At 49.7% G+C, this 21869-nt stretch carries 18 protein-coding genes and 2 pseudogenes; 16 read left to right on the forward strand and 4 right to left on the reverse strand.

Annotated elements, in window-relative coordinates; genetic code table 11:
• Positions 1-138 precede the first annotated feature (138 nt).
• On the forward strand, positions 139-441 hold the full coding sequence (locus tag IEX85_RS01625) for a hypothetical protein (protein ID WP_188857615.1): 303 nt from the start codon (positions 139-141) through the stop codon (positions 439-441).
• 507 nt (positions 442-948) lie between these two features.
• Here IEX85_RS01625 and IEX85_RS01630 read toward each other — a convergent pair.
• Positions 949-2160: an IS256 family transposase gene (locus IEX85_RS01630; RefSeq protein ID WP_188857617.1), complete on the reverse strand. Its 1212-nt coding sequence runs from the start codon at positions 2158-2160 to the stop codon at positions 949-951.
• A gap of 413 nt (positions 2161-2573) precedes the next feature.
• Complete coding sequence (locus IEX85_RS01635) at positions 2574-4217, reverse strand: alkaline phosphatase (RefSeq protein WP_229721743.1); 1644 nt, start codon at positions 4215-4217, stop codon at positions 2574-2576.
• Between the two features lie 398 nt (positions 4218-4615).
• Between IEX85_RS01635 and IEX85_RS01640 the strand changes: the two are divergent.
• The 4 genes and pseudogenes from IEX85_RS01640 (at position 4616) to IEX85_RS01655 (ending at position 9199) form a co-directional block, all read left to right on the forward strand.
• Positions 4616-5927, forward strand: a pseudogene (locus IEX85_RS01640) (IS1380 family transposase).
• Positions 5928-6183: 256 nt separating this feature from the next.
• Positions 6184-7812, forward strand: a complete 1629-nt coding sequence (locus tag IEX85_RS01645) for a GMC family oxidoreductase (RefSeq protein WP_188857618.1) — start codon at positions 6184-6186, stop codon at positions 7810-7812.
• An 8-nt stretch (positions 7813-7820) separates the two neighbouring features.
• The gene (locus IEX85_RS01650) at positions 7821-8288 is read left to right on the forward strand and encodes a hypothetical protein (protein ID WP_188857620.1); all 468 of its coding nucleotides are present in this window, start codon (positions 7821-7823) and stop codon (positions 8286-8288) included.
• Between the two features lie 32 nt (positions 8289-8320).
• Complete coding sequence (locus IEX85_RS01655) at positions 8321-9199, forward strand: N-acyl homoserine lactonase family protein (RefSeq protein WP_229721744.1); 879 nt, start codon at positions 8321-8323, stop codon at positions 9197-9199.
• Between the two features lie 412 nt (positions 9200-9611).
• On the opposite strand, the gene istB is transcribed toward IEX85_RS01655, so the two are convergent.
• On the reverse strand, positions 9612-10367 hold the full coding sequence (gene istB / locus IEX85_RS01660) for an IS21-like element helper ATPase IstB (protein WP_188857622.1): 756 nt from the start codon (positions 10365-10367) through the stop codon (positions 9612-9614).
• 28 nt (positions 10368-10395) lie between these two features.
• Positions 10396-11273 (reverse strand): annotated as a pseudogene (locus IEX85_RS01665) (Mu transposase domain-containing protein); the annotation flags it as partial.
• Positions 11274-11405: 132 nt separating this feature from the next.
• Between IEX85_RS01665 and IEX85_RS01670 the strand changes: the two are divergent.
• From IEX85_RS01670 to IEX85_RS01720, 11 genes are all read left to right on the forward strand, one after another.
• Positions 11406-12293, forward strand: a complete 888-nt coding sequence (locus IEX85_RS01670; protein WP_188857623.1) for an NAD(P)-dependent oxidoreductase — start codon at positions 11406-11408, stop codon at positions 12291-12293.
• 19 nt (positions 12294-12312) lie between these two features.
• Positions 12313-12720 (forward strand): carboxymuconolactone decarboxylase family protein, encoded by a 408-nt coding sequence (locus IEX85_RS01675; protein WP_188857625.1) that lies wholly within the window; start codon positions 12313-12315, stop codon positions 12718-12720.
• 29 nt (positions 12721-12749) lie between these two features.
• A complete protein-coding gene (locus tag IEX85_RS01680; RefSeq protein WP_188857627.1) occupies positions 12750-13136 on the forward strand; it encodes a hypothetical protein in 387 nt (128 codons plus the stop codon).
• A 3-nt stretch (positions 13137-13139) separates the two neighbouring features.
• The gene (locus IEX85_RS01685; RefSeq protein WP_188857629.1) at positions 13140-14015 is read left to right on the forward strand and encodes an alpha/beta fold hydrolase; all 876 of its coding nucleotides are present in this window, start codon (positions 13140-13142) and stop codon (positions 14013-14015) included.
• Positions 14016-14045: 30 nt separating this feature from the next.
• A complete protein-coding gene (locus IEX85_RS01690) occupies positions 14046-15191 on the forward strand; it encodes an ABC transporter substrate-binding protein (RefSeq protein ID WP_188857630.1) in 1146 nt (381 codons plus the stop codon).
• A 62-nt stretch (positions 15192-15253) separates the two neighbouring features.
• Positions 15254-16795 (forward strand): sugar ABC transporter ATP-binding protein, encoded by a 1542-nt coding sequence (locus IEX85_RS01695; RefSeq protein ID WP_188857632.1) that lies wholly within the window; start codon positions 15254-15256, stop codon positions 16793-16795.
• A 12-nt stretch (positions 16796-16807) separates the two neighbouring features.
• Positions 16808-17782: an ABC transporter permease gene (locus IEX85_RS01700; protein ID WP_188857634.1), complete on the forward strand. Its 975-nt coding sequence runs from the start codon at positions 16808-16810 to the stop codon at positions 17780-17782.
• A gap of 5 nt (positions 17783-17787) precedes the next feature.
• The gene (locus tag IEX85_RS01705) at positions 17788-18810 is read left to right on the forward strand and encodes an ABC transporter permease (RefSeq protein ID WP_188857636.1); all 1023 of its coding nucleotides are present in this window, start codon (positions 17788-17790) and stop codon (positions 18808-18810) included.
• Between the two features lie 10 nt (positions 18811-18820).
• On the forward strand, positions 18821-20299 hold the full coding sequence (locus IEX85_RS01710) for an NAD-dependent succinate-semialdehyde dehydrogenase (RefSeq protein ID WP_188857637.1): 1479 nt from the start codon (positions 18821-18823) through the stop codon (positions 20297-20299).
• A 424-nt stretch (positions 20300-20723) separates the two neighbouring features.
• Positions 20724-21413: a GntR family transcriptional regulator gene (locus IEX85_RS01715; RefSeq protein WP_188857639.1), complete on the forward strand. Its 690-nt coding sequence runs from the start codon at positions 20724-20726 to the stop codon at positions 21411-21413.
• Positions 21406-21828, forward strand: coding sequence for a PaaI family thioesterase (locus tag IEX85_RS01720; RefSeq protein WP_188857640.1), 423 nt, complete (start codon positions 21406-21408; stop codon positions 21826-21828). The genes IEX85_RS01715 and IEX85_RS01720 overlap by 8 nt, the downstream gene beginning before the upstream one ends.
• Positions 21829-21869 lie beyond the last annotated feature (41 nt).

Consider the following 21869-nt stretch of genomic DNA (forward strand, 5'->3'; position numbering starts at 1 on the left):
CCGAGCGACTGTCACGGCCGGCGAGTATCGATCTAGACGACCCGACAGTAGGCGGTCGGAGAGGGGCTGTAGCAGGCCAAGAGCCAGCACCGATCGCCGACTCATCAGAGTCGCGAAAATCGTCCCTGCCGCTGCAAGTTGACCGAGATCGACGGCTCAGCGCACCACGGGTTCAAAGGCCGTGGCGACTACCTGCACGCTGCGCGAGTTCATAGACGACGCCTCCAGCGAACTGATGACCTCAAGCTTTGTCGCCGCCGAGACCACCAGGCATACGTGAGGCTGCTGATTGACTACTTGATCCAGCACGGTCGTCCGGTGGTCCTGTATTCCGACCGACACAGCATCGTCAGCATCAACCTCCTCGAGCATGAGGGAGAAATGACTCAATTCAACCGAGCGCTCAAGACGCTCGACATCAAGCCGATCTCCGCGCCGTGAGCCTGTTCAAAAAAAAATACCTGTTTTCCAAAACCTCAAAGAACTCTGTCGCAGGAACCCTCTGGGGAACATGCGATCTAGTCCCTTGTTTTCGGATAACTTGGCAGTTGCAGCGGTATAACCAGTATTTTGAACGAATTTCAGACAAACGTTCTCAATTTTTTGTCTGGATGCTGATTAGCAAATTTCAGACACCGATATTTATGGCCGAGTTGGCTTAATAAATATATTAAAAATGTAGGCTAGCCCGCTAAACTGCATTAATCTGACGAAAACTGAGCACTTAATCGTAGGTTTCACTAGGGTCGAGGACGGTATCACATACTTGTTCTCGATTAGCCAGCATGCATAACAAATCCATCAAATTTTCTCCCTACGGTTGCCGGGCCTCGCGCCGTTTATGTCGGCGGTATACGGGGCTTATCCAGCCTAGCAAACCAACTCAAAACGTATTCGTCGAAAGCCTTAATGGGAGACTGTAAATTCTTCTGTGTAAGTGGCGGTTTATCACAGTGATATTCTGTCACCGAACAGGATCATAAATTGGCTCATCGCCTGTTTCCAATCCCGTATTGGCATAGTCCACTTCTTAGCGATCTGATGCAAGGCCAGATACAGCACTTTCATCACCGACTTATCGTTGGGGAAAGATCGTCGCGTCTTAGTGACCTTTCTCAGTGACGCGTTAACCGACTCGATGGCATTGGTCGTGTAGATGACCTTGCAGATCTGTGGCGGATAATCAAAGAACACGCTCAGGCGCTCCCAGTTGGCTCTCCAGGAACGACTGATTGTCGGATGATCCTCATCCCACTTCAGCGCAAACTCATCCAAGGCACGTTCTGCTTCATCGAGCGTAGATGCGCCGTAAATATTGCGTAGGTCTGCTGCGACGTCCTTACGCTGTTTCCAGTTCACATAGCGCAGGGAGTGGCGTACCTGGTGAACGATACACAGCTGGATCTGAGTCTGCGGGTAGACTGCCTCAATAGCCTCAGGGAAGTCTTTAAGACCGTCAACGCAGGCAATTAAGATATCCTGCAAGCCACGGTTCTTCAGCTCAGTAACGACTGAGAGCCAGAACTTAGCGCCTTCGGTCTGGGCCATCCATAAGCCCAGTAGTTCCTTCTCGCCGTCAAGGTTGATGCCCAGTGCCAGATAAACGTGTTTGTTCTGTACGGCGCCGCTATCGCGACTTTGTACAACCAGAGCATCCAGATAGACAATAGGGTAGACGCTATCCAGAGGACGATTCTGCCAGGCAAAGACCTCGTCCATCACGGCATTGGTCACCTGCGATATGAAGGTTGGAGAGACCTCGACACCATAAGCTTCTTGGAAATGCGCCTGTATGTCGCGTGTCGTCATGCCTCGGGCATACAATGAGATAATACGGTCATCGAAGCCGTTGAGCTGCTTTTCACCTTTACGAACTAACTTCGGCTCAAAGGTACCGTTACGATCACGGGGGACTTCAAGTTCCATCTCACCATGGATGCTGCGAACTGACTTACGGCCTTTGCCATTGCGAGAGTTACCCGTGTTCTTGCCTGAGGGTTCATTCTTGGCATAACCGAGATGATCATCCATCTCGCCTTCCAAGGCGCGTTCAGCAACCATCTTGGTTAGCTGTTTAAGAAGACCATCCTCACCGAGGATGTCATCAGGGCTGGAGCAGCCCTCTAAGAGTTGAGCAATTAGCTCGTCTGATATTGGCATTCTGTTGTCCTTTCAACAGGGTGGTAAGAATGCCACTTACACAGTTCTTTTTACACTCTCGCAAACGGCAAATCCTCTGCAACGCCGGACAGGTAGGTTTATCCTTTATGCAGGGATAACTTTTGGCTCTTTCTATTTGACAGGTGCTGCATTCAAACCCAATAACTGTGGCACCTTCTTTGGACATCATGTGGGTTAAATGACCTTCGCCACTCTCGACATCCAAAACCGTTTTATCTTTAAGGGAGGTTTGCGAGTAAAACGGCTGCTTTTCGTTTCAGTTCCATGGGAAATTACTATATTCATATAAAGTTATATAGCTATGCCGGATTGCTGTTGGAAGCAAGCCGCTACCATGCAAAAGGGACCTGCATCATAAAATGCAGGCCTCTTCATATGGGAAATGTGATCGCTTATTGAATTTGATCTATCATGAATTGTCCAAGAACAGAATGGTGGGCGATACGGGAAATGGGCAGGATTGTTTCTGCCGGACCCCAAGCAAAGACATTGACCGGAACAGCCGTATGGGTACCTGTGCCCCAAACGACATTTTGCTTGGTTGCCTGTTCGCGTGCCAGAACGTTGCCGCGTTGGTTATAGGGGAAGAACGCATCGAAATCGTGAATGGCAGGGACGTTTTTCTTTTTCAGATAGCTGTGTTCCTCATCATAGTAAGGATTGACCTTGTCTGTAAGAACGCGTTTTGCTTGTTCTTCGGAAATGGTGAAAACTGAATTCTTGTTGACCAAGGCGGCAAGGGCTGCGGGCGTTTGATTTTTTTCATCCATTTTGGAGAAAGCTTTGAACAAACCTTCATAGCTGAGTTTTTGATCATACAAACCATCCAGAATTTCAAAACTTCCGAAATTGAAAGCTGGCTTGTAGTCCTGGTCTTTAAAGGCTGGGCCAGTGCGTTTTTGTGCTTTGGGCAGGTCGGCGGAAGAATAGCTAAACCCGAAAGATCCAGTTTCATGGTCAGCGGTGACAATGACCAGAGTATCTTCGCGATCTTTGGCCCAGTCGTAAACGCTTTGAACGGCTTCGTCAAACTTAACCATTTCATTCAACATTCTTCCGGCATCGTTCTGATGTCCGGCCAAGTCGATCTGACCGCCTTCGACCATAAGGAAGAAACCGTCGTTATCCTTTTGCAGAATGGAAAGGGCTTTTTCTGTCATTTCCGCTAGGGTCGGTTGTTTGCGGACCGGATCGTCTTTGGTCAAACGATATTCCACGCCATCGGCCATATAGGAACTGGAAAACAGGCCGAGCAATTTGTCGCCTGTTTGTGCATCAAGCTGTTGCCTGTTGAAGGCGAGGGAATATCCGGCGTTTTGTGCATCGCTTAGTAAATTGCGTTCATCCTTGCGTTTGGATTTCAGCGCGACGGCCCCATCTGTCAATTTGACGAGCTGATTATAAGTATCGCCCTTTTCGTTGGTGGATTTCGGAATGAAATTACTAATGCCGCCGGAAAGCATGACATCGGCGCCCACATTGATCATGTCTACGGCAATGTCATTTTCCAAAGAACGGTGCGGTTGATGTGCGGCAAAGGCAGCCGGAGTTGCATGTGTCAGGCGGGTATCGGATACAATGCCTGTTGCTTTACCAAGACGTTTGGCTTTTTCAAGAATAGTTTCAACATGATTGCCTTGGGCATCAATTCCGATGACTTCGGATCCCGTGTGCATGCCTGTTGCAAGCTGGGTTGCCGAACAGGCAGAATCGACAACGATTGCATCTGTCGGATTGGTGAGGGAGGCGCCGACAACCCCTTCTCTGGCAAAGGTTGACAGGGCTGTTTCACGTCCTTTGTAAATCGAATGAGGGGCATGTTGGGCGTAGGTTTCGAGTAAGCCAACCTGCTGGGGGCCCATGCCATCACCGATCATGAGAATGACATTTTTGATTTCTGCTGCGTGAAGCGTTGCCGGCAAAGTAGCGGTAAAAGCCGCTGCCAGCAAAAGAGTTTTTGTACGTTTCACCCTAACCTTAGACCTAACGAATTCTGAATGCATCGGTGCGTTAAATTCTGTTCTTTTTATACTCATTGTTAGCAACCTCATGTGTTATTTTTTTGGTTTTTCGAATCTGGTAGAAACAAATTCAAACATGCGAGTGTGATCCGCTGAATTCCCAACTTCTTTGGATGCGCTCTGCCACATTAAATCTGTTTCTTCCAGATTTTTTAGCTCCAAGTTCAGACTTTTCACTAATTCTGCCGCTATGCCCTATGCCGCTATGCCGCTATGCCGCTATCAAAGTGACATATTGTCGTACATAACGTCATTATTAATATGTTTTTGAACGGAGAGCAAGTCATGGAGAAAACGGCAAGTTATTCGATCAAGGAGTTGCTAGCCCGGATGTTGCAGCATAAACAAGAAGGGCGACCTGGTTTTGCGTTATAATTCAAGTGCTTAAGTCGAATATAACAACCCGGTCGCCCATGACACATTGTACTGTTACACAGGACCTAGTTCCACGCTGTAAAGGCCGTAAGATCGAGGCCAATTTCGACGGTGGCGACATCACGTCCGATGCCGGTGTGATACTGCTACGACAGCTCGACCGGGAGCTGGGCCTGACCCGTTCGATCGCCCGCAAGATTACAGATCCGCGCAGCCCCTCCCATTGCCGGCACCAAGCACAGACCATGATCCAACAACGCGTTTACGGACTGGCGCTGGGTTACGAAGACCTCAACGATCACAAGACACTGAGGCATGACCTGGCGCTTCAGACGGCCGTCGATAGCGATGCTGAACTGGCCAGTCAGTCGACGTTGTGCCGGTTCGAACTCAACGCTAATCGGGCCTGGGCCGTGGCCATGCATGAAGAGCTGGTTGAGCAGTTCATCCGCTCGTACAGAAAGCCACCGAAGCGGCTGATTCTCGATTCGACGCGACTGACGATACGGTGCATGGGGAGCAGGTGGGCCGCTATTTCAGTGGTTACTACAGAAGTTACTGTTTCCTGCGCTTTTCGTTTTTTGCGGGCAGAAGCTGTTGGTGAGCTACCTGCGCCCTGCCTACGTTGACGCTGCCAAGCATGCCTGGGCCGTTCTGGCCCTGCTGGTCAGGCGGCTTCGAGCCGAGTGGCCGCAGGTGCAGATCATCTTCCGGGGCGACAGCGGCTTCTGCCGACCACGGCTGCTGACCTGGTGTGAGCGCCACGATGTCGGTTATGTCGTCGGCATCGGCAAGAACTCCAAGCTGGAACAGCTGGCACTGGATACCCGTTACCGCGCCGCTGTGGCGTTCGAGGCCTCTCGGGTAAAGCAGCGCTGTTTTGCGACGCTGTGGTACTCGGCCCGGAGCTGGAAGAAACGCGTGCGCAAAGTGATCGTCAAAGCGGAGTTCAGCTATCAGGGTGACAACAACCGCTATATCGCCACCAACCTGCCGGGCTCTGCCAAGTGGCTCTATGACCGGCGCTACTGTCTGCGGGGCGATATGGAGAACCGGATCAAGGAACAGCAGTGGCTGTTCTCGGACAGAACCAGCTGCCACGACTGGTGGCCCAATCAGTACCGCCTGCTGCTGTCCGGTCTGGCCTACGTCCTGATGGAAAGGCTGCGCAGCGGCTACCTGCGCGGCACCCGTTACGCCAGCGCCCAGGTGACCACGTTGCGTACCCGGCTACTGAAAGTCGGTGCCGTCATCACCCGCAACACTCGCCGGATCCGCAACATGATGAGTAGCACTTATCCGGACCAGGAGCTGTTCCAGAAGACAGCCGCCAAGCTGGCGCCGGGGTAGCGCCAGCGGTGCTGTTCCCGGCACGGAATAAACAATGGGGTAAGGGGAAGTTGCGCTTTCATCGTACCATTTGATCAAGAAACAAACAGTACGCCGGAGCGTGCTCCTCAAATCGGACAGAACTGAGCCATTGGGTCCTCTACTCGAGAACCGGATGAAACATTCGGGCTAGCCGGATAAAGTAGGGCAAACATCTTGTAATACAATATTATTGTGCTAATGTCCTTCATAGTATAATGAAAATAAGGGGGAAAAGATGTCCAATCCTGGAAGCGAAGATGCCTTTGATTACGTAATCGTAGGAGCTGGAACGGCCGGTTGTGTTCTTGCCAACCGGCTCAGTGCAGCAGGGCATTCCGTCTGCATTTTGGAGGCGGGGCCGAGAGACTGGAACCCGATGATCCATATCCCGGCGGGCTACATCAAAAACTTGTATTCCAAGACCCTGACATGGAATTTTGTGTCAGAGCCAGGCCCCGGAGTTGGTGGCCGTAGCTTTTCCCTGCCCCAAGGCCGGGTCCTTGGCGGGTCAAGCTCGATCAACGGCTTGAACTACGTCCGAGGTCAAGCCATCGATTACGATAACTGGGCAGCAGCCGGGAATCCGGGCTGGTCTTATGAGGATGTGCTGCCCTACTTCAAGCGCTCGGAAACGAAAATCGGCACGGGTGATCCCAAATATCGCGGTAAGTCAGGTGAGCTTCCAATTACCGATCTGGATTGGCACCACCCCGTCAGCAATGCCCTGGTCGCCGCTGCCGAAGCGATTGGCATCCGGAAAAACCCTGACTACAACGGGGCCTTTCAAGAAGGAGCCGGCTTCTTTCAGCGCACGATGAAGAATGGCTGGCGCTTCAGTTCCGCCAAGGCCTTTCTCTACAAAGCGCGCAAACGGAAAAACGTTTCGGTTCGCACAAATGCCCACACCAGCCGCATCCTGTTTGACGGTCTAAAAGCCGTTGGTGTCGAGTACATCAAGGGCGGAAAAGGCGGACCGACGGTTCAAGTAACCGCACGCCGCGAAGTCATCTTGTCGGCTGGCGCTTTGAATTCGCCAAAGATCTTGCAGCTTTCTGGGATCGGTCCGGCAGACTTGCTGAAGCGTCACGGGATCCCCGTGTTGCATGATCTGCCCGGAGTAGGTCGCAACTTGCGCGATCACTATGCAGTCCGCATGGTGTCCCGGGTCGCGGGCATCCGCACCATCAACGAGATGGTGCAAGGCCCAGCACTCTTGGTGCAGATCCTACGTTGGCTGGTCGGATTGCCAAGCCCGCTCGCAATCAGCCCGTCAGTAGTTCATATTTTTGCGAAATCAGATCCGGCGCTGGATCGGCCCGACCTCGAATTCGCCTGCGCGCCGGCCAGTTTCCGCGAAGGCGTGGTGGGCCTACTGGACAAGCAACCTGGCCTGACACTTGGCGTCTGGCAAGAACGGCCAGAAAGTCTGGGTTATACTGAAATCCGCAGCCGCGATCCCTTTGAAAGCCCGATCATCCAGCCGAACTATTTGACCCATCCAGAGGATGTCAAAGCTTTGCTGGGCGGCATTCGTCTTGCCCGACAACTGTTCCGCGCTGGTCCGCTGCAAAAGTATGTGGTGGATGAGACGTCGCCGCCAAAATCGCTGGAAACCGACGATGAGCTTCTGGATTTCGCACGGCAAAAGGGCACAACCGTTTACCACATGATTGGCACGGCGCGCATGGGCCCGGCGGAAGACCCGGACACTGTGGTGAACCATAAACTGCAGGTTCATGGGCTGCAAAATCTGCGGGTCATCGACGCTTCGATCATGCCAAGCATGCCATCGGCCAACACCAACGCGACAACCTACATGATCGCGGAAAAAGGTGCTGACATGATCTTGGCCGAAAAGGTTTGAGATCTGACATGACCAGTCACCACACCCTAATTCCCGAGAACGACCGACTACGGGCTTACGCCGAAGCCATGGTGCCTTGCTTTGAGAGGACGCAGGAAAGCGCCGCGCGCTTGGCGGGGCTGCTTGTTGAAGCCGAAATTGTAGGGAACAACTGCCGGTTTGACAATGAGTCACTCCACCTTGGTCTGAAGGCACGGGATCAGGCCGTCTGCCTGCTGGCGAGCGTCGATGCCAGCAAGGCCGATGCCCACTTCCATCACCATGCCTCGCTTGCCCTAGAGCGGCTTTGCCAAGCATGGGCTGCTTTGGAAGATCGCCGCCAAGGCTTGATTGCTGCCCTGGACCCGTTGCCGATGCTGCAAGCCGCCTGGCGAGAGATGCAGGCCGCATCGCGCACCTTGCCGGGCTTTGACACCGTCGATTTCAGCAATTCCTGCTGTGCTATGCACCACCAAATTGCTGTGTCCCCGCACTGACGAAACCCACGACACAATACAAGGAGAAGAAAATGTCGGCTTACTCGATTTGGATTCTGGAATACGCCAACGTTCCAAATGCACCGACCAGTTCGCTGGTCTATGGTCAGCACAACGTCGGCGTCGAGAAACTACCCTACGCCTACACACTTGTGCGCGGAAACGGGATGAACATTCTGCTTGATTGCGGGATGAACGCCGCCTCGCATGGGATGGAGTTCGTGAAGCGCTATAACGTCTCAGACTGGATCAGTCCGACACAGGTTTTGGCGGAAGTTGGCCTAACTCCCGAAGATATCACCCACTGCATCCTGACCCACGCCCATTTCGATCATATGGGCGGGCTTGAGCTGTTCCCGAACGCAAAATTTTACATCCAGCAGAACGAGCTGGCATCTTGGGTTTCAGCAATGGCGATGGAACGCCGTTTCCGCTGGTTGATGGCGGCCACCGACACGGGCGATATGATCTACGCCGTCCAGCTCGCTCGCGAAGGCCGGATGATCGGCATTCCAGGGGATGTGGACAACCTCTTGCCTGGTATCGATGTCAAGCTCGCCAAGGATACGCATACAGCCGGATCGCAATACGTGGTGATCCGAAACGATCTGCGCGCAGAGAGTGAAGATGTCTACATCTATACTGGCGACTTGATTTATCGGCATGAAAACCTGCACGGCGGCCAGCCTGATGATCCGCAGTATGTGCCGGTGGGCTACGCCTTGGGAAGCAACACAAACCTTCTGATGACGACTGACGAGGTGATGAAGGGTGTGGGGCACGACATCCGCCGTGTTCTGATCCCACACGAAGGCAAGATGACCACCCTTTACCCGTCTCGGGTCTCGGAGAGCGGCCACTACATCGTTGAAGTGGCTCTGAGAAAGGACGACACATCTCGCGTGGCTTGAAGCCGGTTGCCGATCACGCTGGAACTAGGGGCGCAACAATGCGGCCCTTTTTTGCTGGACTCGTCCTCAATCCCCAGCGGACGCATAGGTCCACTTCTAAAGAAAAAAACCGGTCCGCATCAATGTGCAAACCGGGTTCTACTCTGCAGGACAGGGAGCGTCAGATCACCATACGCGATGCCGCCAAGACAGAGATATTTGATCCAAAGGAAGTCGTCAAGACCGTACTTTGATTCCTCGCGGCCGAAGCCAGACTGTTTGCCCCCCCCCCAAAAAATGGCGCGACTTCGGTCGAAATCAGCCCTGTGTTGATCAGCAAGCTCTTGATAGTGTGCGTATTCCGGTGAAGATGAACACCGATTCCGGACGAACGTGAACACCTGATTTCTCAACGCATCACGCCTTCGGATTATTAGCCCAGCTGTTCATCTTCGGTCAACTGCCCGAGGATTTTTCGCATCGATTCGCCCTTGAGCGGAAGGCGGTGCGTGTTGTGCATCAGCCGGTCCAGGATGGCATCCGCCAGGGTGTTGTCGCCGATGCTGGCGTACCACTGGTCGGTCGGCAGTTGGCTGATCACCAGCGTCGAGCTTTGCCCGTGGCGGTCATCCATGATCTCCATCAGGTCGTTGCGGTGAGCCGGTTTCAGCGGCTCCAGCCCCCAGTCATCGATCATCAGCAGCCGGGCCTTCGCCAACTGCTGGAGCAGCTTGTGATAGCTGCCGTCGGCCTTGGCCTGGGTCAGCTCCAGCAACAGACGAGAGAGCCGGTAGTAGCGGACGCTGTAGCCCCGCAGGCAAGCACTGTGCGCTAACGCACAGCCGAGGTAGGTCTTACCGCTGCCGCAGGGTCCGGTGATTAGCAGGTTCTGGGCACGGTCGATCCAGTCCCCTTGCGCCAGCCGGGCCACCTGGGCCTGGCTGACATTACGCGGATGCTGGTAGTCGATGTCCTGCACGGTGGCGGCGAGCTTGAAGCGCGCCTGGCGGATCAGTCGCTCATGTTTGCGATGTTCCCGGTTCAGGTTTTCATGCTCGATCAGCAGGCCGAGCCGTTCGATGAACGGCAGTGCTTCGTAGGTGCCGGTCTGCTCCAGTTGGGATTGTAGGGCGCGGGCCATGCCGCCGAGTTTGAGGTGACGCAGCTGTGCCAGGATCTGGTTGCTCATCGGATTGTCCTCTGGTGTGTCGACGGGATCAGTGGAAGCTGTGGGGACCACGGGTGTTCTCGTGCTGCAGGGGCAGCTCGGCCTGGACGCTAAGTGTCTCGGGCAGCCGGTCGCGGTTACTGAGCAGGATCAACTTGACCTGTTTCAAGCGGATCAAGCCTTCCCGGTTGGCGATGCCGCAGGCCGCGTCCAAGCGCTCGGCCGGATAGTCCCGACTCAGGTTCAGCAGGCCCAGGCAGACCCGGTAGGCCTGCTCGGGATGGGCTTTGGCGGCCAGTTGCTCCGCCACCCAGGCCTGCACCTCGGGCCCGATGTCCTTGGCCCAGTTCTTCAACCGTCCCGGCGTCCATTGCTGCTGTTTCTGGTGGCGCTTGGGCATATGGCCTGCCTCGGTGGTGGTGCCGGGGCGGTGCCGGCGGGGATGGGAGGCGACCACCCGTTTACGGAAGTACAGCGTGACTAGGTGCTCGCTGGCATGGAGCTCTAGCGTCTCGCCGACATACTGGTGCGGTACCGAGTAGTGATGCTGCTGGTACTGGATGTGGTAGTCGCTGTCGACCTTGACCGGCTTGATCTCGACGTAGCGGTAGGGATGGTTCGGCAGTGGTCGCAACGCCGGCCGGTCGAGCTGTTCGAAGGCCTGCCGACGGTTGCCCGGCAGTTGCTTGAACGGCTTCTCGTTCAGTTCCGCCAGTAGGGCCCGGATGCACTGGTTGACCTCGGCCAGCGAGAAGAAGCTGTGATGCCTTAGCCGCGCCAGGATCCAGCGCTCGACGATCTGCACGCCGACCTCGGCCTTCACCTTGTCTTTCGGCGTGCCGGCACCACCACGATCTGGTAGTGCTCGGCCCACTGCTGGTAACTCGGGTTCAGGTCCGGATCATAGCGACAGGCCCGGCTGACGCCGCGGGTCATGCGGGGGACTTGTTCACATGTTCCCTTAGCGTTTTATCCAATGACTTGCTTACCCCCTAAAAAAGAAGTAGTCTGTTTGACAGATTGTACGACAATGTACTAATCTGACCGGGAGGTGCAAAAATGAGTGGAATAAAAACAGTATCTTTTATTGGGCTTGGGCAGATGGGCCGCCCGATGGCCAAAAACTTGCATGAAGCTGGCTTCAGGGTAGTTGGATTCGATGCTTCAGAAGAAGCGCGTTTAGAGGCAGGCAAATCAGGACTGATAGTTTCCAACTCTTTAGAAGACGCTATTCGCGATTCCGATTGTATCGTAACGATGCTGCCCAACGGGGACATCGTGCAAGACGTATTGGTTTCGAATGATCGCTTTTTATCCGCACATAAGGGCGCTTTGCTTCTAGAGATGAGTTCTTCTGCACCGCTGCAGACTCGCCAGCTATCAGAGCTCGTTGGAACTCATTTACGCGTCGTAGATGCCCCTGTATCAGGGGGGGTAAAACGAGCAATAGAAGGTACTCTCACGGTTATGGCTGGTGGGAGCAACGAGGATATCGAGTCATCGAAACCGGTTCTTGAAGTCATATCATCGAAAGTGTTTTCCTGTGGCCCCGTAGGTGCTGGCCATGCCATGAAATCAATCAACAATTATGTTTCTGGGGCTGGTGTCGTAGCAGCTAGTGAGGCTGTTAGGTTAGGAACAGAGTTTGGTCTGGAAGCCGAGACAATAGTTGACGTGTTAAACGCTTCATCCGGAAAAAACAATGCCACTGAAGTCAAAATGAAGCAATTCATCCTCAACGAAGCTTTTTCGTCGGGATTCGCTTTAGGTTTGATGTCAAAAGATATCGGCATAGCGGCAGACTTGGCGAAAAGTCTGAACTTGAATCTAAAAAATCTGGAAGAAACAGATTTAATGTGGAAGCGCGCATCCAAAGAAGTTGGGGGTTCAGCTGATCACACTCGCATGTTCGAATTTGTAACTACAAACTCAGATTCGAAGAACTAAAAAACAGAGGATTATATCGGTGAGTAAAAAAAGCGAAATTTTAGAAGAAAATATTAGTGAATCATTCGCTCGAGGACTTAAGACTCGCAAGGAAGTTCTAGGGGATAAATATGTAGATGCATCACTGAACAACGCAACTGATTTTAGCGCGCCGATGCAAAAGCTTGTAACCGAATATTGCTGGGATAGCATTTGGAATCGCCCTGGTTTGAGTCGACGAGAAAGATCCATTCTTAATCTCGGTATGATTTCTGCCCTAAATCGCCAGCATGAGCTAAAAACGCATGTAAGAGGTGCATTGAACAATGGTTTGACCCCAGACGAAATAACAGAAGTGTTTTTGCAGGTTGCAATTTACTGCGGAGTACCAGCCGCCATAGATAGCTTCCGTAGCGCACAACAGATTATTGACGAATTTGTAGAGTAAACAGTTCCTAAAGATAAAAAGAGGTTGTCATGAGCATAAAAATAAATAAGCAATCCTTCTTGGATGCAGCTAAGAGTGATTTCGAATTTACGAGAGAAACTCGATATCTTACTGGGATTATTCGGCTTGACCTTGGCTCAGATTCATGGGCATTGACGTTCGCTAATGGCGAATTCGTTGGAGTCGCGGACGGGCTTAATATTCCGGATGAAGAGGCAAAGGTTATCGTTGGCGGTACTGAAGAGCAATGGTCCGCTCTCTTAGAAGTTAAACCGAAGCCATTTTATCAGTGTATTCAGTCAGCAGCGGTTAAACATGGTATGCGTATCAATGTAGCCAATGAAACATTCGCATATTTACCCGCCCTAAACCGCATGACAACACTGCTTCGTCAACTTAACAATCAGGAGGGCTGAGCCATGGCTAAGCATGATCCAATTACTGGCCGTTACGTTTACTTGACTGTAGAAGGTATTGAATACCGTGTCTACTACGAAGAAGCTGGACAAGGTATCCCTCTGATTGTTGGCCATACGGCGGGTTCAGATGGCAGGCAGTATCGCCATTTGCTGTGCGACGAAGAAGTTACCAAGAACTTCCGTGTCATAGCCTTCGACCTACCTTATCATGGTAAGTCACTTCCCCCATATGGCGTGCGCTGGTGGGAGCAAGAATATAACATGACGAAAGCCAGAATGATGGCTTACCCCAATGCCTTGTCTGAGGCTTTGGGATTGGAAAGACCAGTGTACATGGGATGTTCGATGGGCGGCCATCTGGCATGTGATTTGGCTTCAAATTTCCCTGATTCATATAGAGCAACAATTGCGGTAGAAGGCGCGCTGAGGTCTGCACAGGAATATGTTGACGTTGGTATGGATGGGATCAGGAAGGAGTTCGACAATCCGAATGTAAACCGCACATCTGTCGGCGCAGCCATGATGTTGAACATATCTCCATACTCTCCTGAAGAAAATGTTCGCGAAATTCAATGGGAGTATAGCTGCGGAGGTCCGGGAGTCTTCGCGGGCGATCTCTACTACTACTACTACGATCACAATATGTCGGACGAGGAAGCGCGAGCAATCGATACTGACAAATGTATGCTCTATATGCTTACTGGTGAGTATGACCCTAACACAGCGCCTGAGGATACTCAGGAACTTGCTGATCTCGTTCCGACAGCAAAGTATTGGCCGATGGAAAAGCTGGGGCATTTCCCTGTGACCGAAGACTACTCAAAGTTCAGAGAATATCTACTTCCGATACTTTCTGAAATCAAAGAAAAATCATGACTCCTTCTAAAAATAAAAAAGGAAGATATGATGAAAATTTCCAGATTAAGTCTAATTATTGCAGCAATTGGCTCGACTTATCTAAGTGCTGGAGCGGCACTCGCTGACGCAGTGCAGTCGCTTCCAGATAGTGAGCAGCCCATTTATGCACTGGTCGACCCGCAAATCCCGCTTGGGGAATCACCCCTAACAGACTTTAAAGCCAAGAATCCACCCCCTTGGAAAATAGGCTACGCCTCCTCATATGCTGGTAATACTTGGAGAGCGGAGAGTCTGAACGAAATAATGAATGTGCTGTTGCCGGAGGCAAAAGAGGCTGGTCTGGTTTCCGAAGTGGTTGTAACTCAATCTGACCTCAAGGATGCAGTACAAATACAGCAAATGCGCCAGATGGTTGATGATGGTGTTGACGCAATCATCATCTGCTGCTCCAACGTAACGGCTTTGAACTCGACTATAGAATATGCTTACTCAAAGGGAGTTCCAGTCTTCTCCTTTTCCGGGTATGTAACTTCGCCGTATGCGATAAACGTTGCAGCGAACCACATGCTCGGTGGCTACGAAATGGGTAAGTGGCTAGCCGAAGAAATTGGCGGAAAAGGGAATGTTGTTCTGGTATCCGGGATCCCAGGTTTTGCCTCCTCTGATAGCTTTGATCTTGGAGCAAAAAAAGCACTTGAGGAGTATCCCGATATCAGCATTATTGGTGAGCTAGCTGGCAAGTGGACCGACCAAGTTGCTCAAACTGAACTCCAGAAGTTCTTAGCTACGAATCCTAGACAAGTCGATGGGATAATAACCCAATCTGCTCAGGAAAATGGCGTCCTGAATGCAATGCTTCAGTCTGGTCGCCCGATGGTGCCGATTACTCTAGGAGGAGAAGCATCAGCAGCTTGCTATTGGAGCAAGAACCCGGATTGGATCTCGTCCTCTTTCCATATTTGGCCGCCAGCTCGCGAAATGTCGCAAGCTTGGGATGTGATGTTACGCACATTGCAAGGCCAAGGGCCCAAAATTCAGTCCATGCTGAGACCTGTTCTTCCCTACTCATTAGCCGATGTTAGAGAGGCACTTCCAGAGGATTGCAATCTTAATTCGACCGACTGGATTCAACCCTCTAACTCAGAGTGGTGGCCTGAGGATATTGCAGAACAATATTTTCACAATCCAAGTTAAGTTAAACCAGGTGCTGGCCGGAGACCGGTCAGCACCGCGCCTGCTTATACAGGATCAATATAATGTCAAAAATAAGAACAATTAGTTTAAAAAACATTTCGAAAAGCTTCGGAGAAACACGGGCCTTATCGAATTGCAGTTTTGAGGCTTATGCTGGTGAAGTTCACGCTGTAGTTGGAGAGAACGGCTGTGGCAAGAGTACACTCGCGAAAATCATATCGGGTGTACTTCTCCCCGATAGCGGAGAAATAGAAATCTTAGGTGGCGTCAACACAACGCCATTGGATGCGCGTAGGCTAGGTGTAGCAACTATATTTCAAGAAGTATTAGTAGCCGATGAGGCGAATGTTCTCGATAACTTGTTTGTTGGGTCAGAAGGTTTTTTTTCTGTCGGGAAAAGCGAGTCAGAGAAGGTTCGAGAGGCAAGTGAACTGCTAACCCGCTGCATTGGGCACGATATAGATTTATTCGCTGATGTCGGTAGCCTCCCGCTGAATATAAAGCAGTGGGTAGTGATCGCACGCGCAATACTAAGAAGGCCAAAGGTAGTAATACTAGACGAGTCTTCTGCTGCCTTAGATCTTGATGCCACTAATCGTCTTCACGGCGAAATCGATCGACTTCGAAATGAAGGCTGCACAGTTTTAATTGTCACACACCGCATTGCCGAGCTTGTAAGGATTGCAGACCGAGCAACGATTCTTAGAGATGGCGCGCCAGTTGGTGTACTAGAAAAGTCTGAAATTACTGAAGCTAAGTTATTAGAATTAATGACTCCTTCAGACCGCTCCGTAATGGCGCAGCCAAACGTAGATATCAAGGATAATAAAAGCAATCTTCTCGACTCTATTATAGAAGGTAAGTCGATCCAGTTGACCGAAGGAAGTCATTCGTTTGATTTCGAGTTAAAACCTGGAACCATAGTTGGCTTGGCGGGACTCGATGGCCACGGGCAGGATTTATTTGCTCGTACCCTCGCAGGGCTTTACCGACAAAATAGCGGAACCATTACTTTTCGGAAGGAAAGCGGAGAGTTTATAGATATCGATGGATTGGAGCGCGCGTCGGATCTACATATTTCTTGGGTTTCGGGTGATAGAAAAAAAGAGGGGATTTTTCCGCAACGCAGCATATTCGATAACTTCGCATTTGGAATTTACCGCCGTAATTTAGGTTGGTTTGGTAAGATAAACAAGCGCTATGCACAAAAGGCTTTCGCCCAAGAAGTCAAAAGGCTAAAAATTAAAACAGGAAATACAGCGAACAAAATAACTTCGCTTTCTGGCGGAAATCAACAAAAGGTACTTATCTCTAGAGCTTTCGCTGATCAGCCTAAAGTTATTGTTCTCAATGACCCAGCCAGAGGCGTTGATCTGAACACCAAAAGGGATCTTTATAAAGAGCTAAGAAACTTTACAGAATCTGGTGGGGCAGTAGTTTATCTGTCTTCAGAGATTGAGGAATTTTTAGGATTTGCGGATCGAGTAGATGTTTTCTACCAGAATGCCATTTTCCGATCACTGGACTACCAGTCTGTAAGTGAAGAATCCATGTTGGCTGCGATGTTTGGCCAGCCGTTAGGGTCACATGTTGAAATCGTATAGGTAATAAAAACAATGTTAATTACGAAAACTTTTCGATCTCTTGGGTCGATAAAAATACCACTTATACTTTTCATGATTTTGCTTTTCGTAATCTCGATTCAAGCTCCAAAATTATTTTCTGTTTCGGGTTTTTCAAACGCAATTTTGGTATCTGCGCCTCTCATTTTGGCCACATTAGCCTTGACCCCCATTGTTATGGCCGGTCGTGGTGCAGTTGATTTATCGATTGGGCCACTAATAAGTTTTTTGAATGTAACTCTAATTGCGTGGTTATCGGGAAATAACATAACAAACCCAATCGTATTTTGCCTTTGGGCCGTTATTGCGGGAGCTGGATACCAAATAATTCAGGCTTTGATAGTTACATACATCCGAATAGCACCAATTATCGTTGCCCTCTCCGGCTATTTGATTTTGACTGGGGTCAATTTAATGGTGATGAGTAGGCCAGGAGGACTTTCTCCTGAATGGATGTCTAGTTGGTCTGGAGGAGGAGAGCCGCAGATATTTTCACCTATTTTAATTCTAGTGCTAACTGCTTTAGGTCTTTGGGGTTTATTCACGCGCACTGGACTCTATAAACAACTGAGGCTTGTCGGATCAGATGAACGAATGGCCTACACATCTGGTGTAAGGGTGGATTTCGTGCGTATCGTAGCCTACGCGCTAGGAGGAGTTTTCGCGGGCTTTGCTGCACTTAGCTACACAGCACTAGTCTCTTCAGGTGACCCAACGCAAGGAGCAACGTACACACTACAAGCTGTTACTGCTCTTGTTCTAGGAGGAGCTAGTTTATCTGGAGGTCGAGGTACCGCGACGGGTGCGCTTTTGGGAGCTTTGAATATGTTTCTAATCACTTACTTACTGGGTGCATTCAGCTTCGGGTCTTTATCTGGTTACATTACTTCGCTGGCATATGGTGGGATTTTAGCTGCGTCGTTGCTTGTAAACGTGGTATCGAATAGATCTAGTGTTTCGAGAGGATAATTATAATGTCTACAAGTTATTTTTATGACAGATGCTTATCAAGAATGTCTATTGATAAATCAATATCTATTGATAAATCAATAGTGCTAGGATCTGCGCTATTAATATTCCTTACGATAATGGGTGGATTTTTATTAGAAGGATTTTTTTCCTTTCAGAATTTAAGGTCAGTTCTCCTGCTTGCAGCGTTTTTGGGAATCGCATCGTTGGGGCAAACGCTTGTTGCGCTACTTGGCGGACTAGATTTATCAATCCCATTTATTATAGGTTCAGCAAATATTCTACTGCCTAGTTTACTGTCGTCTGGACTTCCACCAGTTTTGGCGATAGTGATTGTTTTAATGCTAGGTGCATTAGTTGGCCTAATGAACGGAGCTTTAAGCTTTCGTTTGCAAGGTCAGTCTTTAATAATGTCATTGGCTGTCGGTTTTATGGCAGTTGGAGCAACGCAGATTTACACATCCATTGGATCAGAGTTTGGAGGTAATGTTTTTACCCCTATACCAGAATGGCTTCGGAATTTAGCTGCTTTTAATGGAGTTACTTTTGGGATCCAGATACCACCAGTGGTATTTATATGGGCTGCAATCTCTATACTGTTAATTTGGCTGATGCGAAACACTTGGTTTGGTATCAGTATATACGCGGTAGGAGGAAGCCGAGTAGCTGCACATAGATTAAGAATCTCAGAATCTCGCACCTGGATTCAGGTACATGGCATTTCTGGTTTTATGTCTGCTACGGCTGGCATATTACTACTGGGGTTCTCTGGCGGCGGGTTTGTAGGCGTCGGGGATCCATATCTTTTTACAACTGTCGCAGCTGTAGTAATTGGGGGCACGTCTTTGTTAGGAGGTTCGGGCGGATACGGCGCAACGATACTAGGTGTCCTGGTGCTTACTGTTTTAACCTCGCTGTTGGTCGGACTGGGTTTAAGTTTTGCTGCACAACAGGCGGTCATAGGTTCCTTCATTATTCCTATGGTTGCCGTTTATGCCCGCTCAAAACATATTCGTAATCAAATTTAAGGAGTTTAAGATGATCGCAAAATCCCTATCAAGCAAGTTGTCGGATCCAACTCTCGTAAGAGAACAAGCTCTTCTTGCCGGTGAGTGGGTGGACTCTAGTGAAGGAAAAACCATCGAAGTTACTAATCCGTCTACTGGCGAAGTCATTGCCAGCGTCGCGGATATGTCGTTAGAAGATATTAAACTATCGATAGAGAAGGCCGATGTAGCACAAAAAAAATGGGCTCGTACTACAGGAAAGGAGAAAGCCGCTATTCTTCGCCGATGGTACGATCTTGTTATAGCCAATCAAGAAGATCTCGCTATCATTCTAACTTCTGAAATGGGCAAGCCACTTAGCGAAGCGCGAGGCGAAGTAATTTACGGTGCTGGCTATATTGAGTGGTTTGGTGAAGAGGCTAAGCGTATTTACGGAGACACAATTCCAGGGCATAGCGAAGATAAACGCATTATAGTTCTGAAGCAGCCAATTGGAGTCACCGCAGCTATAACGCCTTGGAACTTCCCGTCTGCTATGGTTGCTCGCAAATTTGCACCCGCTCTTGCAGCAGGATGCTCGATGGTATTCAAACCCGCCGCGGAAACGCCATTGTCAGCCCTTGCATTAGCCGCATTGGCGGAGCGGGCTGGCTTGCCAAAAGGTCTTCTCAGCGTTTTGCCGACCACCAATGCTAAAAGCTTCGGCGATGAGGTTTGTAGTAACCCGATTGTAAAAAAATTAACCTTTACCGGATCAACAGAGGTTGGTCGAGTTCTAATGGCTAACGGTGCTAAGAAAATTCTTAAACTAAGTCTGGAACTTGGTGGAAACGCACCATTTATCGTCTTTAATGATGCAGATGTAGACGAAGCAGTTCAAGGAGCTATCGTTTCTAAATTTAGGAACAACGGTCAGACGTGTGTCTGCGCTAACCGAATCTATGTGCAGTCCGAAGTCTATGAGCTCTTCGTTGAGAAGCTTACAGAAGCTGTTAAGACGCTGGAAGTTGGAGACGGTTTCGATGAGAGGACTTCCCTAGGTCCTCTAATTAACGCTGCTGCAAAAGAAAAGCTTTCCGATCACATATCGGATGCAATTTCTAAGGGCGCTGAGGTTCTAACTGGGAATGAACAGCATCCACTCGGTGGCACATTCGCTTTCCCAACAGTTCTGAAAAATGTGACATCTGATATGAAGGTCGCGGGAGAGGAAACATTTGCACCTCTCGCTCCAGTCTTCAAGTTCGATACAGTTGACGAAGTGATAGAACTCGCAAACAACACCGAGTTTGGATTAGCCTCATACTTTTACGCTAATGATCTTACTCAGGTCTGGAAGGTTGCAGAAGCGCTAGAATATGGAATGGTTGGAGTAAATACAGGACTTATCTCAACCGAAGTAGCGCCTTTTGGTGGCGTTAAACAATCAGGCTTTGGCAGAGAGGGCTCCAAGTATGGATTAGACGACTTCTTGTCTCTTAAATACATTTGCCTTGGTGGTATGGAATAATCACCAAAGCCTTTCCTAGATATAAGTTTATACTTATATCTAGGGTAGTTATGATTAAGTCTATAGCGTCTCAGCGTGGCATGATGTGTCCAGATATAAGGCGAGCTTTGCCGCCAATGGCCGTAGCCCTTGGCAAACAGCTCAACGCCGTAGATGGGGGCTTCATGCCGCGCCCTTCGGGGCTTGCAGGCTTGCCCACTCCCTGCGTTGGACTTTTTTGCCGTAGCGCCACTACGCCTGCAAAGGTCCGCCTTGATAGAGAGCCAGCCTGTAAGCCTGAGATGCCATGTACTTGTTCATAGCTTCCCTAAGACCTCATCGGCACAACGCAATATGAGCCCGAATAAGAAAGAAGAGGCGTACTGAATCAACTATAAAGCGGAGGCCAGTTTTACTTGACCACTACACAATAGGGTAAGTTCACATGCGAGTATTGAAGCAGAAAGCATCGTTGCGGTATCAGATTCAGGAAGTATTAAGAGAAGAAATATTTTCTGGGAGATTTAAGCCTGGTCAACGCTTGATTGAACAAGATTTATGTTTAGAGTTGGATATCAGTAGAACATCACTGAGAGAGGCCTTGAGGAGTTTAGAAGCAGAAGGCCTAGTAACAATCGTACCGCATAAAGGAGCAGTTGTAACCTCTTTGGATATTGCCGATATTAAACAAATATATCAGGTGCGAGGTGCTCTTGAGGCTCTGGCTGTACAAAATTTTGTCTTGTATGGCTCAGATAAAGATTTGGCGAATTTGAAATCATCAGTCGAAGACTTTTGTAAATGCGTTGACAACAAGCTAGACGGCGAGAACAGCAGAGATCTAAAGAATCAATTTTACGACTGCTTGCTTTCCATAAATGAAAATAAAATTATTCAAGATCAATTGAGTAAGCTAAATAATAGAGTGAGTCTATTTCGTTCTCTCTCAATGGCGCGTCCAGGGAGACTCAAATATACCGCAGAAGAGCTTAAAAGTATCATTCGCGCGATTTCTAATAGAGATGAGATTCTAGCAGGTGAGGCTGCTAAACGTCATATAGAGATGTCGGAGAAAAATATCATTGAACTGCTATCAGAATCGAAGCAAAAAGGTATTAAAAGCTCTCATGATTAAACCAATCGATGGTGTGAGAAAACAGGAAATATTGTCTAAGTTACCGCCTTTCGCTGAAGAGTTAGGCGTCGAGATCGTTGAAGTTGCAGCCGATAGAGTTGTTGGGCAGCTCGTGGTTACTCCTAAGCATGCTAATAGAAACGGAGTGATGCACGGTGGGGCGATAATGGGCTTCGCCGATGTGCTGGGCGGGGTAGCATCAGCTGCTAATCTAGCTTCAGGCTACTCAACTGTCACTGTTGAAAGCAAGACCAACTTTATTCGAGCCGTCCAACTTGGTAGCGTCGTCAAAGGCGTATGCGAACCCATTAATATCGGCAAGAAAATAATGATATGGCAGACAAAAATTTTTAGAGAAGATAACTCTATAGCAGCTATTATAACTCAATCACAAATGACAATTCGTTGGAGTTAGCTTAGGGAAATGGGATGGACTCCCCCTCTATCGGCATCTAT

This window comes from Marinobacterium nitratireducens (genome assembly GCF_014645375.1).
GTDB lineage: Bacteria > Pseudomonadota > Gammaproteobacteria > Pseudomonadales > Balneatricaceae > Marinobacterium_A > Marinobacterium_A nitratireducens.